Below are 13,425 nucleotides of genomic sequence, written 5' to 3'. Positions count from 1 at the left end.
TAAAAAATCAGCTATCATGATAAGATAGCGTGCATAAATCAAAATAATTTTAAGGAATAACAATGTTAATTGAATTTACCAAAATGCATGGACTGGGGAATGACTTTATGGTCATTGACCTGGTCACACAGCGACTTCACTTGACCAAAGAGTTGGTAGCGTTGTTAGGGGATAGACACTTAGGGATTGGCTTTGACCAGTTGTTGATTGTTGAGCCGCCAAGCCGCCCTGATGTCGATTTTCGCTATCGTATTTTTAACAAAGATGGCAGTGAAGTGCAGCAATGCGGCAATGGCGCTAGATGTTTTGCCCGTTTTGTGCAGGCGCGCAAATTGTCATTTAAACAACGTATTCGGGTAGAAACCGCCAGCGGTATTATTACCCTTAGCACCGATGATTATGGCTGGGTAAAAGTGGATATGGGCAAACCAAAATTTGAGCCTGATGAGATTCCTTTTACCCCCAAAACCATTACTAAAGTTCAAAACTCATACCGGCTAAATGTGGATGGTACGCCTGTGACACTCTATGTGGCAAATATGGGCAATCCCCATGCCATTATCAAAGTAGATGATGTATTGACCGCTGAGGTGGAAAAACTCGGTAAAGCGATTGAGAGCCACCCTGCATTTCCGGAGCGCGTCAATGTCGGGTTTATGCAGGTGATGAATAATCGCCATATCCGGCTACGCGTCTATGAGCGCGGTGTCGGCGAAACGCAAGCTTGTGGTACGGGCGCGTGTGCTGCCGTTGCTACAGGGGTGCGTGAAGGCTGGCTAGATGAAGGCGTGGATATTCGAGCCCAGTTGTATGGCGGCAGTTTGGCGATTCGTTGGCAAGAAGGCTATCCTGTTTATATGACCGGTCCTGCGACCTTTGTGTACGAAGGGGTGTTTAGTCCTGAGGGTTTGATGGCAGGTGCGGGGCTGAAATTTGCGCCGGCACAATCAAGTGAGGAACATCGCTCAGATGAGGGACATCCTTATCATGAATAGCACCCAACCTCGCTAACCGACACTATGACAACTAGCCGTAGCCTAAGTCAAGGGAAAAATAGTCAAGGGAAAAAGGGCAACCGTGTAGGCAAATCAGCAAACGATGATTTGCCCACGCACTTAACGCCGCATGCGGCAGAAACTGTGCTCAATACCGATGACCAAGCTTTGGTAAATCGCTGGCTGGCTGAGCTAAGCAATAAGCGTTATAGCGCAGCGACCATCAAAAGCTACCGCCAAGCGCTACAGCCTTTTTTGGCGTATTGCTATGAGCAACATACCGAGCTTTGTCACATCACCCGCCAGCAATTATCAGACTTCCTAATTCGCCGATTGGATGTCGATAAAATATCCAAATCCAGTAGTCAATATGAACTGACCGTGTTGCGTCAACTTTATAAATGGTTGATTGTTCAGCAGCTGATGACACTAAATCCCACCACAACTATACGTCTTAAACGCGCCCCGAGACCTTTGCCCACGCTACTTGATATCGATGTATTATCCCAGTTATTAGACCAAGCTGCGCCAGAAGATAGCCATGAAGCACGGTTATGGATTCGCGATAAAGCCATGCTAGAATTACTGTATGGCAGTGGTTTGCGGGTTGGCGAGCTCGTGGGACTCAATATGTCTGACATCGACAAATCACAGCGGCTGTTACGAGTATTGGGTAAAGGCGGAAAAACGCGCATCGTACCGATTGGCGAAAAAGCCTGGCAGGCACTCATCAACTATTTGCCGCATCGCTCGCTGTGGGTGGAAGAGCAAGACCCTGCGGTATTTGTCAGTGAGCGTTATGGCACGCGTATTTCAACGCGCACCGTGCAGCTACGTATCAAGCTACACGCCAAACGAGCCGGCGTCGCGCAAGACTTATACCCGCATCTACTTAGACACTGTTTTGCCTCACATATTTTAAGTGATAGTGGTGATTTGCGTGGCGTTCAAGAATTGCTAGGACACAGTGATATCAGTACCACACAGATTTATACCCATTTGGATTTTGGGCATTTATCGCAAGTGTATGACAAAGCGCATCCCCGCTCACGACGATAGCGCACAATAATAGGCAGGTTAAGCAGTGATATTAAACATGAAAAAAATATTAAGCTTAAGCCTAGCCACATCAGCCTTAGCCATCTTAAGCATTTACCGCGCGGGTCAAATGCTCAGAAGTACGGCGAAGATTTAGGCTCAAGATAATCGCTAAGCCACGCAGCATCTCAACACCGATACGAGGATAATCTGACAACAGTCGCTCAAAGTCAGCGCGGGACAAGGTGACAAGCGCACATAGGCTGGCGGCTTTAATGGTAGCGGAGCGAGTTAATAAATCTAACAGTGCCATTTCACCCGTACTTTCGCCCGCCCGAATTTCACCGACTTTAATTTCTGCCCCTGAAGGGCTGTATTTAATGACTGATAGCTCCCCAATCAGCAAAAAAGCCATAAAATCGCCATGCTCGCCTTCCGTAAATAACACTTCTTGCGGACTCAACTGTTTAAAATGCAATGAGTTTTCGACCACTTGAAACATATAAGGATCAAGACGGCTAAAAATTGGGCTATTCTTTAAATATTCAAAAAGTGGATTATCCATTTTTCGCTTAAAGGTCGTTAGATATTATTTGCTATGATAGTCAATTTTTGACATTCGAGCAACGCAATATTCTGCCGAGTTATTTGCTGCGCATCCGCATCAAAGTCGGCAAAAATCACGCTCGGGGCTTTTTGGTAAAAGGTTGTCTTATCAGCAGTTTGGTCAAGCTCTGGGCGACCATCTGGCTTAGGCAGCCAGCTTGCTGCTTTGGCAGATAAAGGTAAATGCGCTAAATTGTTAGTGATGTCAAAATCTAGATTTGCTGCATGGTTTGCTGTTTTGTTTGCTGCATTGATTTTTTGTGTGAAAACGTTCTCGCCATCACTGCTGATAAATTCGCTATGCCCCCAAGTGCTGCGAACATTGCTAGGCGCTGAGGGATTGACCACATGGTCACCCGTCTGACCTGCGCCAATGACCATGCATTGACTATCGAGCGCCCTTGCGGTGAGTAGGGCATGCCAATGTGCTTTACCTGTTTGGTAAGTAAACGCCGAAGGCGCTGTCAATATATCTGCGCCTAGTTCGCGTAGTTTGACCGCAAGGGTGGGGAAACGAATATCAAAACATACCATCATGCCGACTTTGCCAAACTCGGTATCCGCCACAATGAGCTCATTACCGGCTTCGAAGGTTCTACCTTCATCATAGTTGCCTGTGCTATCATTGACGGTGGCTTTGAACAAATGAATTTTGTCATAGCGCGCTAAGCAGTCGCCAGCAGGGTCAAATAATAGTGAGCTTTGCCGAAGTTTGCCGTCAGCGACAGGCGTACCGTCAGGTCGATACGGGCAGGGCAAGGTACCTGCCAGCAGATACACACCATAGTGGCGGGCAGCCTGTGCCGACCAAGCTTTTAAGGCATCAAAATATTGACTGGCAAAACCTTGTTTGCCAAAACAAAAAGCGTTTTCTGGTAGAATCACCATGCGGGTGCCGCGTTCACTGGCAATTTTAATACCTAATTCAATAGATTGAAGATTTGCTAAGATATCGGTCTGGCTATTGAGTTCAACAATCGCAAATTTTTTCAGTTTTGTCATGGTGTGATTTCGTAAGCAAAAAATTTAGGAAAATTTGTGGATGCTGCAGCTAAGCATAGTTAAGCTAAGTGCAGATAATTAATATACGGCTGAATGTCAAAAAATACTAGCATATCTTGTTGAAACAATACTAAACTAGCAACCTAGCAGAGCATAGACACACCATAGACACACCATCTAAACTAACCTCATTAGAGTAAGGCTTAAAAAAACGCGTTATGAAAATTGGTATTGGGGCAAAGCTAACGACGGGGATGACACTCACCCCGCAAATGCAGCAGGCAATTCGCTTGCTGCAATTATCGAGTCTTGAGCTTGAACAAGAAGTGCAGCTTAAACTCGATAGCAACCCCCTGCTTGAGCGTGAAGAAGAGTGGGAGACGTCTTATGACGACGCCGATAACCTACCCGATGGCGAAAACTATCCAAAACAAGACATGGATAACGACTATGACTATGACGATGATGACTATCAAGTAGAAGGTGTTGAGTTGTCTGAAGCTGATTTGGATGACTATAACCGCCATGAAACTGAGGTGTTGGAAGATTATCTAGCGTCGGATGATTTTTATCCTGCTTCTGCTAGCCAAGATTATCCCGAGCACAGTGAACCCTCGGCAGTGCATGAGTATGCAAGTGATAGTTATAGTGACAGTTATGCAGACAGCGATTATCGCTATGATGAGGAATTTGGCTTAGACGGCATTGATAGTAGCGAGCATCTTAGCAGCCAGCAAATCGATATGCCGGTGGATGCACAGTGGGATGATATCTATAGCTATGAATCTGCGGCAGCCACTGGCATTGATAGCGAAGACAGTCAGGATGATTATAAGCTTGCCACGCAAGGAAATATTCAAGATTATGTGCGTTGGCAACTGAATTTAAGACGGCTCTCCACCATCGATATGCTGATGGCGGAGTATCTGATTGATAGCATGGACGAGCGCGGTTTTATCACGCTATCGAATGATGAGCTATTTCAAAGTTTTGATACCATGTTGTCATTTTATCAAGTTGAAAACGTGGACTTGGCGCTTGAAGACATTGAACTTGTGGTTAAGCAAATACAAAACTGCGAGCCACTGGGCGTTGGTGCAAGAAATTTGGCAGAATGCTTGCTGATTCAGCTCAATAAATTGCCGAGTGATACCCCCTCTTGGCAAGCAGCCAAGCAAATTTTGATGCATTCAGAGTTTTTTGCCAACAATAACATCAATGCACTGCTTAAATCATCCAATCTTGATGTCTCTGAGATTCAGCCTGCCCTTGCCTTATTGCGCACATTAAACCCCAATCCTGCACTGTCTTATGAAAAATCACAGCGCCAGCTAGATAAAGGCATTGAAAGCTACGACATTCCTGATGTCATTGTGGTGCAGCGTGGACAGCATTGGGAAGTCAGCCTAAACCCAGAAACCTTGCCAAAACTGCGTATTAACCAAGTGTATGCCAAGCTTGTCAATCGCAATGACAACAGTGAACAAGGCGTTTATCTAAAAGAGCAGCTGTATGATGCGCGGCTGTTTATCCGTAGTATCGAAGAGCGTAATCAAAATCTACTAAAAGTTGCAACCTGTATCGTCAAACGTCAGCAGGCTTTTTTTGAGCAAGGCGTCATGGCAATGCAGCCGATGGTACTTAAAGATGTGGCAGATGAAGTCGGCTTACATGAGTCAACCGTTTCTCGTATCACTACTAGCAAAACCATCGTTACCCCCAAAGGGCTATTTAGCCTAAAATATTTCTTTTCAAGTCAAGTCAGTAGTGATGAGGGTGAGGGCGTTTCTTCGACCGCTATCAGCGCGATGATCAAGCAAATGATAGAGGCAGAAGACCCCAAAAAACCGCTATCTGATAGTAGTATTATGAAGCATTTGCAAGGTAAAGGTATTGATATTGCCCGTCGTACCGTGACCAAATACCGAGAGGGTATGAACATCGGTTCTTCCACGCAGCGTAAAGTGCGGTTTTGACCGCAATGTTGTGATTAGAGGGTCAGTCAAAATCTTTTCTAGCTGAATTCTCAAATTTAACTAAGCCGTCAAATATAACTAAATTTTCAAATATAACGCAGCTTTTAAATTTAACTGAATTTTCAAATTTAACTCAACTCTCGAACTGTTAACAAATCTCTTGGTATTTTCCTAAACACCAATGGTTGATGGCATGCCCACCTTTTTGCATAATGGATTCATAAGGGATAAACCTTTTACGCAGTAACATGGCTCTTTTAGCAACTTATCTTGGTACACGGGTATGCTTGATGCTTGAACACTATAATTTGATTTTACTTTTTTTGGGGTTGGCGTTTTTAATCGGGGCATTCTTTCCTGTGCTACCGCGCAAGCTTTCGATATCCCTACCTATGATACAAATTACCTTTGGCGCACTGCTAGGGTATTTTTTTATGGGGCTGCCTAGAATTAATCCGCTTAATTATGGCGTTCCTATCGAAAAAGTTACAGAAGTGGTGGTGCTGATTTCGTTGGTCGGTTGTGGTATCAAGCTCGATACTCCGCTCAATTGGAAAACTTGGCAACCGACCTTAAGGCTATTAGTGATTGTAATGCCAGTGGGTATCGCCGCGATGGCATTGATGGGGCATTACATTTTTGGACTCAGTATGGCGGCGGCTATTTTGCTCGGTGCGGTGCTAGCGCCAACCGACCCTGTATTAGCGGCAAGCATCCAAGTCGGTCCACCCAACTCCGAACGACAGGAAGATGTGACCCGATTTACCCTCACCTCTGAGGCGGGTCTCAATGATGGACTGGCATTTCCGTTCGTGTATTTAGCGATAGCCATTGCTACGGCTGCCTCACTCAATCAGGGTTTTGGTGCAGAGGATTGGCTGCATTGGTTGGGCTATGATGTGTTATGGCGAATCATTGCAGGGGTGGTGGCGGGTTACTGTGTCGGTAAGTTTTTGGCAAATTGGCTATTTACTAAGGCATATCCCGATAAAGTCGAGCAGAGTTATATGGTGTTAGCCTTGATGTTAGTGTCTTATAGCATCACTGAGTTCGTGCATGGTTATGGTTTTATTGCCGTATTTGTCGCCGCGTTAACCCTTCGGCGCTCGGAATGTGAACATGAATATCATCAAGGCTTGCATGATTTTGCTGAGCAAATTGAAGGTTTGTTGATGTCGCTTGTGATGGTATTTTTGGGACTGCTAGTGGGTCAAGCATTAGCGAGTGATGTTACCCTTAGCTGGCAAGTGTATGTGGTATGTTTGGCGTTTATATTTTTGATACGTCCCATCGTGGGTTATTTTAGTCTAGGTAAACTGGGGATGAGTCGCAATGAACGCTGGGTAACGGCAGGACTGGGCATTCGCGGGATTGGTACATTGTATTATATCGCCTATGCGATGAATAAAGGCGTATTTACCAGTGATGAAGCGCTAAAAATTTGGGTGATTTGTGTGGTAACGATTGCAATGTCGGTGTTTTTACATGGGCTAACCGCCAATCGCTTATTAGCCATGACCAAAAATTAGTGTAATGCAAAAATAAAAAAGCGGGTAAGTTACCCGCTTTTTTTACGCTGATATGATTAGCCACCACCCACCGCTTGCACCACTTCAATGTTCATACCATCTTGCAAGGTGACATTTGCCAATTGGCTTTTTGGAATCAATTCACCGTTGATTTCAACAGCAAAACGACCTTGGGTTTGCCCCATTTCATCCAATAGTTGTAAAAGATTTTGATGTAACGTTTGTTTGACGTCACCATTTAAAGTCACTTGTGGCATTATTTCGCTTCCTGTTTTGTTACGCTTTCTGTGATGGTTAAATAGGGTTAAACTGATGAAGTGTGCTTAGCAACACTGATCGCAAGCCAAACCCATGCAATAATAAACAGCGTGCCGCCAATCGGGGTAATGGCGCCTAACCAGCGCGGCATACCCAAAGCCATCAAATATAGTGAACCTGTAAAAAGCACAATACCCAGTTGCATCACCCACGCGATAATAGGCGATGCGAGGTTTATACGCAATAACATACCAACAATCAACAACCCAAGCGCGTGATAAAAAAAGTACTGCGTACCCGTCTGCCACCAAGCCATCTGCTCGGCTGATAAACGCGGTTTAAGCCCATGTGCCGCAAAAGCCCCACAGGCGACCGCCACTGCCATATTTATCGCGCCAATACTTAGCCAATTCATGACAGTTAATCCAACTGCAAATGGGTATTGGCTAACATGGCTTCTTTGATTTTATCCATGGCATTTTTTTCAATTTGACGTACCCTTTCTGCGGAGATATTGTACTCTGCCGCCAACTCGTGCAAGGTCGCTTTTTGCTCATTGAGCCAGCGCTGCTGTACGATATCCCGCGAGCGATCGTCTAAGTCTTCCATCGCTTCCATCAAGGCTGAATTGTTATTTTCTTCCCAATCAGCATCTTCTACCATATCGGCAGGGTCAGCCGCATCTTCCAAAAAATACTGCGGTGCATAGCGACCTTCGTCTTCATCATCACTTTGTGCTTCAAACGATGCATCATACGAAGTCAGACGGCTTTCCATCTCTAGCACTTGTTTGACGGTAACATTTAAGTCTTTGGCAATCGCTTCGGCTTCTTCGAGCGTTAACTGGTTGTTGGTTTTTTTCAGTGAGCGCAAGTTAAAAAATAGCTTGCGGTGCGCTTTGGTGGTTGCGACTTTGACGATACGCCAGTTACGAATCACAAATTCATGGATTTCAGCTTTGATCCAATGCACGGCAAAAGACACCAAACGCACACCTTTGTTTGGGTCAAAACGTTTCACTGCTTTCATCAAACCGACATTGCCTTCTTGAATCAAATCGCCTTGTGGCAAGCCATAGCCAGAGTAGCTGCGCGCAATGTGAATCACAAATCGCAGATGCGACATAACCAGCAGCCGTGCTGCTTCTACATCCCCTTCGTCAGTATAGCGATGCGCTAGCTCCTGTTCTTGCTCTGCCGTCAAAATAGGAATTTGATGAACCGCGTTGATATACGCGCCTAAATTTACCCCAGGCGCAGATAGCGCAGTCGGCATGGTAGGAACAAGGGCATTGGTCATGGCTTTCTTTTGACGGGATCGCGATGCAGTCTTACGTGGTTTTTCAGCAAACTCATCGTCATAGTCGTCATCATCCTCGTCCACCAACTCATCATAGTCATCATAACTATCAGGGAGCTGTGCAAGGTCAATATCGTCGTCGCCTAAGCTATCAAAGTCTGGCTCGTCAAATTCATCGAGTTCGTCGTCATCGATGTCATCAAATGCAGCGTGTGGATCGTCACCCAGCTTAGCGTCAAGCTTGGTCGATTTTTTTGCGTTGGCAGTCTTTTTTATTGTCGTTGTTTTGGTCTTTGTAGCCATGAAATAGCCTGTCAATTGTCCTTTAATTTCTGTTATTTAGTATGCCTTAAAGCCAGCTTTTTTGTAAGAGGCGTTTAGCAATTTTTGGTTATGATCGAGTGAAAGATTGTGTCTGTTGTATTTTCAGACGGTATGATTGATGTGTGCTGTACGAGTGTATATCCGGCATGCTGACAAAAAGCTGCGATGTCACGCTTGCTGTTAGGGTCGGTTGCGGTCACATACACCGCATGACCCAACGCGGTCTTTTTTAGTGCCATTTTAAGTTTAAGCAGCGGCATCGGGCAGGCGAGTCCTTTACCATTTACATAGTGCTCAATTTGAGCATTGATGTTGAGATTGTTATGTTCGCCTGAGCGAAACAATCCCCAATCTTGGCAAAAGGCGTCATCTGAGAGTAAGGCAGGATTTAGCGTAATCTGAGAAGAATCCGTCATGGTAATAAAATCGCTACTGGAAAATTTAAAGTGTGTTAGGTGGTTATTATAGGCTAAATTACAAGTGTAGACGATTGAGATAAATCAAAGTTAGCATTATATTTTTGAAAATCTAACCTTTATCCTGTACTTAGTGGTCGGTAGATTGCAGCAAGATATCATTACAAAATTTGGCTTTTTAAAGCTGCTGAAATTTGTATATTGAGCAGTATTATTTAGCATTTGCCTTTTTTTTAAACACCATTTTTTAACCACCATTCTAAGCTAATTCGCTGTCAAAGGTCGCGCATGCCCATCAATCCATTTGCTGGTTATTTATCTGCTAGTTATTTATTAAGAAAAACGCTCATAGTAGCTATATTAAGTACCCTATCAACAGCGGTTTTTGCGTTAGATAACTTCTCCTATCAAAGTGCGCCTGCTTTTAATCCAGTCATGATTGCAAGTGCTGAGCCTACCAAGGTGAATAGCCAATTAGCCTCTATGGACAATGGACAAGCGCTCATCGATACCGAGCAAAATCGCCAAGTCGGTGAGTGGGCGCTTCGACAAATCAACGGCAATGCAGCGCTGATAAAAGACCCTTGGTTGCAGCAATCGCTTGAACAAATTGTGTGGCAAATCAATGCGGTAGCAGGTCTCAACGCACCCATGGGGCTAGTGATTATCAATGACAAGCAAATCAATGCCTTTGCAGTACCGTCTGGGCTTATCGGCATCAATGTCGGTTTGTTGGATAAAGCTAAAAGTCTGGATGAAATAGTGAGCGTCGTCGCGCATGAGATTGCTCATGTCAGCCAGCGCCATTATCAACATCGCAATGATGAAAAAACCAAACAGCTACTGATGCAGGCAGGCGGTCTTTTGGCGGGCGTCGCAGCATCCAAAGTCGGGGATGGTGATGCCGCTGCCGCTGTCATGCTAGGCTCTCAGGCGATGTCTGCCAACGCTGCTGCTTCCTATAGCCGCGGTCAAGAGCGAGAAGCCGACCGTATTGGCATGCAAATCATGAACCAAGCGGGCTATGACGTCAATGCCATGCCCAGTTTCTTTGCCACCCTAGACCAACAAAACCCTGTCAAAAGTAACACCTTGATTCCCAGTTTTATTTTAAGCCATCCGCTCACCGCAGATAGAATCAGTGAAGCAAGGGCGCGAGTCGCAACTTACAAGCGTGATAGCCAAGCTAATATGGCATCAAACCGTTATCAATCTATTCAACAGCAGCGTGCGCAACTGTTTGAACAAATCCAGTGGCGTGCTCGCTACTATGGCTATCTAGTAAACAAAGCCGATTTGGAACAAGGGGCGAAAACCAGTGAAGGTGCCAAGCTTGCGCTGATTAATTATTATCTTGATAACGGACAACCCAAAGCGGCACAAAGCTTAATGCAGGATTTTGACAAGGACATCAATACGCTCGCCAATCCCCTAGCAGTCGTGACATTTAGCCAGTTAGCGGCGCAGCAAGGCAATGTCGATGTGGCAATCGCTAAATTGCAGCAACTCGCTTCTGTGTATCCTGAGCGCACAGATGTGCCACGCTATCTAAGTGACATTTATTTAAAATATCGACCTACTGCAGAAAGTGGTCAAAAAGTATTAGCGCTGCTTCAACCCTTATCCAAGCAAAATCCCCGTGACGTCATGGTGTGGGATCGATTACAACAAGCCAGTCAACTACTTGCAAAACATCGTAGCGGCGATGAGCAACTGATTCATCGCATCAATACGTTACGCTATCGCGCGTATAGCGAGTTATGGCGCAATGAGCTAAAAGACGCGGTGACATCACTCACCCAAGCCAAATCGTTAGCAAAGCAGCTACCTAGTAACCAATCTTTGCTAGCACTGCTGAATCAGCAAATCAACCAAGTACAAGACGCCAATCAGTTTAAACCATCTTAACGATTAGACGGCTAACGTAGGTTCATTATCCGTTGGCTCATCCTGCTCCGGTAGCGCCAACCAACTGGCAAGTTTCAGTGACAGTTCTTCGAGACCAATTCTATCTTGGGCAGAAAATAATTGAATACTAAACGGCAATTTTAATTTATTAAGCTGATTGCGGGTTTGCTGTAACGTGTTTTTGGCAGCACCATATTTGAGCTTATCGGCTTTGGTTAATAGCACATGAACCTCAAGCTCACCGTCTTTTGCCCAGTGTAGCATTTGCTCATCAAAGAATTTTAGTGGATGGCGAATGTCTGTGAGCAGCACTAAACCTGCGAGGCTTTTACGCGAAATTAGGTATTTTTCCAGCTCTGACTGCCATTCTTTTTTCATCACCTCGGGCACGGCGGCATAGCCATACCCTGGCAAATCCACCAACCGCTGATCCAAATTGCCCATATTAAAAAAGTTAATCATTTGGGTGCGACCTGGGGTTTTGGAGGAGCGGGCTAACTGGCGCTGCTGGGTCAATGCATTAATGCAAGAGGACTTACCAGCATTTGAGCGGCCAGCAAAAGCAACTTCGCGACCCGTATCGGCAGGACACAGTTTGAAGGTAGGGGCAGACAGCATAAATTGGGTTTGATGCAACCAGCGTTTTGCCGCATCACTATCGTCAGTAATCGCAGTCGGCGCAAGGGTGTTAGTAAAATCCATCATCAGCACATAATCTTAATGTTAAAGCGCTATTGTATCAGCAAATACCCATAACCCAAAATTTTGAGCACTTGCTACCGCTGTTTTGTGAGATATTTTTTGTAGTGAAACCCGCTTGCCAACCTGCAAATGACTTTTACATGATTATCGAGTTATGGCATAATAATCAGCCATATCAATTATTCGATTATGGTTTTAATCATGACTGTCACTGTAATCGACAAAACCCTCGGTGTTTTAAAATCATTTAGCTAACTTAAATGCCGTATTAGCCATATGATTAGCGTTCATTAATAGGGTAGCCTACAAATTTTGCAGACAAGCGCATGGTTGTCTTGCTATAATATTGTAACTTAGTAGATACATTCACCAGTGTTAAAGCAATAAATATATATGATGATAACTGGGTGTTGCTTTGATATTGTAAGTAATGCCTTTGTCGCTAGCTCATTGTGAGTCATAACCAACACGCTTTAGTAGGAATTGTTACCGATGAAAAAAATACTCACTGCCGCAAGCCTTTTAATTGCCAGCGTAAGCGGTTCTGCAGCTGTTACCGTACCAAAATATGACATTGCCAAAGGTAAGGTTATTGCTGAATCAGTTTGTGGTGCTTGTCATGGCGTCAATGGTGTTAGTACTGTTCCTGCACAGCCTAACCTTGGCGGACAAAACGTTAAGTATCTCTATAAACAGCTAACCGAATTCAAATCAGGCGCGCGTGTCAATCCTATTATGTCAGCGCAAGTGGCAAAATTAAATGACCAAGACATGGCGAATGTGGCAGGTTATTTTGCAAGTCAACCTCGTTGGGGGGTAGGTTATGCTAATCCTGCTTACGCAGCAACAGCGCAAAAATTGTATTATGGTGGTAATAGCACACGCGGTGTGATTCCTTGTGCAGGCTGTCACGGTGGTAAAGCCAATGGTAATGATTTAGCCGCTTTCCCACGTATTGGCGGTCAGCATTCAGCTTATATCGCAACCCAATTAAAACTGTTCCGTGCGGCGGGTCGTGAAGACGATGTAACCGACCCTTCACAAATGCGTATGAATGATGCAGCTAAAAAAGGCGATAAAGGCATGATGCAAATCGTGGCATCAAAATTATCAGATAATGATATCAAAGTATTGTCTGACTATATCAGCGGTCTACATTAGTATTTAGCGATATATCATTTAGCCAAGCTTAGCACTTGGCTTTTTTATTGCCTAAAACCACCTGAACCAATAGTAAATTTTAGTGGCAAATTAACCGGTTAACAAAAGCTTAAGCATAAAAAAAGAGCCACCGAAGTGACTCTTTTGTATGCTCGCTAACGATTAGTCGTTAACTTTAGCAACAACACCCGCACCTACAGTACGGCCACCT

13 protein-coding genes are annotated in these 13,425 nt (G+C 44.7%); 6 read left to right on the top strand and 7 right to left on the bottom strand.

What is annotated here, in order from left to right:
* Positions 1 to 62 precede the first annotated feature (62 nt).
* Both dapF and RTS10_RS04190 read left to right on the top strand, forming a co-directional pair.
* Positions 63 to 995: a diaminopimelate epimerase gene (gene dapF / locus RTS10_RS04195; protein WP_282841307.1), complete on the top strand. Its 933-nt coding sequence runs from the start codon at positions 63 to 65 to the stop codon at positions 993 to 995.
* Positions 996 to 1,019: 24 nt separating this feature from the next.
* Entirely contained in the window at positions 1,020 to 2,054 is a 1,035-nt protein-coding gene (locus tag RTS10_RS04190; protein WP_312536500.1) for a tyrosine recombinase XerC, read from the top strand.
* An 85-nt stretch (positions 2,055 to 2,139) separates the two neighbouring features.
* Here RTS10_RS04190 and RTS10_RS04185 read toward each other — a convergent pair whose 3' ends face one another.
* Together RTS10_RS04185 and RTS10_RS04180 are read right to left on the bottom strand one after the other, a co-directional pair.
* Positions 2,140 to 2,598, bottom strand: a complete 459-nt coding sequence (locus RTS10_RS04185) for a cyclic nucleotide-binding domain-containing protein (RefSeq protein ID WP_036594464.1) — start codon at positions 2,596 to 2,598, stop codon at positions 2,140 to 2,142.
* A gap of 17 nt (positions 2,599 to 2,615) precedes the next feature.
* Positions 2,616 to 3,641, bottom strand: a complete 1,026-nt coding sequence (locus RTS10_RS04180; RefSeq protein WP_257619658.1) for a nitrilase-related carbon-nitrogen hydrolase — start codon at positions 3,639 to 3,641, stop codon at positions 2,616 to 2,618.
* A gap of 218 nt (positions 3,642 to 3,859) precedes the next feature.
* Here RTS10_RS04180 and RTS10_RS04175 point away from each other — a divergent pair, with 218 nt between their 5' ends.
* Together RTS10_RS04175 and RTS10_RS04170 are read left to right on the top strand one after the other, a co-directional pair.
* Entirely contained in the window at positions 3,860 to 5,617 is a 1,758-nt protein-coding gene (locus tag RTS10_RS04175; protein WP_312539371.1) for an RNA polymerase factor sigma-54, read from the top strand.
* 248 nt (positions 5,618 to 5,865) lie between these two features.
* The gene (locus tag RTS10_RS04170) at positions 5,866 to 7,146 is read left to right on the top strand and encodes a cation:proton antiporter (RefSeq protein ID WP_312539370.1); all 1,281 of its coding nucleotides are present in this window, start codon (positions 5,866 to 5,868) and stop codon (positions 7,144 to 7,146) included.
* A 56-nt stretch (positions 7,147 to 7,202) separates the two neighbouring features.
* On the opposite strand, the gene thiS is transcribed toward RTS10_RS04170, so the two are convergent.
* The 4 genes from thiS to RTS10_RS04150 all read right to left on the bottom strand — a co-directional run bounded on the left by thiS (position 7,203) and on the right by RTS10_RS04150 (position 9,443).
* Positions 7,203 to 7,403, bottom strand: a complete 201-nt coding sequence (thiS, locus tag RTS10_RS04165; protein ID WP_060995472.1) for a sulfur carrier protein ThiS — start codon at positions 7,401 to 7,403, stop codon at positions 7,203 to 7,205.
* 47 nt (positions 7,404 to 7,450) lie between these two features.
* Entirely contained in the window at positions 7,451 to 7,819 is a 369-nt protein-coding gene (locus RTS10_RS04160) for a DUF423 domain-containing protein (protein ID WP_138018626.1), read from the bottom strand.
* A 5-nt stretch (positions 7,820 to 7,824) separates the two neighbouring features.
* Entirely contained in the window at positions 7,825 to 9,006 is a 1,182-nt protein-coding gene (gene rpoH / locus RTS10_RS04155; RefSeq protein ID WP_312385565.1) for an RNA polymerase sigma factor RpoH, read from the bottom strand.
* Positions 9,007 to 9,080: 74 nt separating this feature from the next.
* The gene (locus RTS10_RS04150; RefSeq protein ID WP_312385566.1) at positions 9,081 to 9,443 is read right to left on the bottom strand and encodes a sulfurtransferase TusA family protein; all 363 of its coding nucleotides are present in this window, start codon (positions 9,441 to 9,443) and stop codon (positions 9,081 to 9,083) included.
* A gap of 288 nt (positions 9,444 to 9,731) precedes the next feature.
* Between RTS10_RS04150 and RTS10_RS04145 the strand changes: the two genes are divergently transcribed.
* Complete coding sequence (locus tag RTS10_RS04145; protein WP_312539369.1) at positions 9,732 to 11,351, top strand: M48 family metalloprotease; 1,620 nt, start codon at positions 9,732 to 9,734, stop codon at positions 11,349 to 11,351.
* Between the two features lie 3 nt (positions 11,352 to 11,354).
* Here the strand turns inward: RTS10_RS04145 and yihA are convergent, their stop codons facing one another.
* Positions 11,355 to 12,056, bottom strand: coding sequence for a ribosome biogenesis GTP-binding protein YihA/YsxC (gene yihA, locus RTS10_RS04140; protein WP_312539368.1), 702 nt, complete (start codon positions 12,054 to 12,056; stop codon positions 11,355 to 11,357).
* Between the two features lie 489 nt (positions 12,057 to 12,545).
* On the opposite strand from yihA, the gene RTS10_RS04135 reads away from it, so the two are divergent.
* Positions 12,546 to 13,214: a c-type cytochrome gene (locus RTS10_RS04135; RefSeq protein WP_312539367.1), complete on the top strand. Its 669-nt coding sequence runs from the start codon at positions 12,546 to 12,548 to the stop codon at positions 13,212 to 13,214.
* The last annotated feature ends 211 nt before the right edge of the window (positions 13,215 to 13,425 follow it).

This window comes from Moraxella sp. CTOTU47616, from assembly GCF_032017465.1.
Classification (GTDB): domain Bacteria; phylum Pseudomonadota; class Gammaproteobacteria; order Pseudomonadales; family Moraxellaceae; genus Faucicola; species Faucicola tetraodonis.
This window is presented reverse-complemented; position numbering and strand designations above follow the sequence as displayed.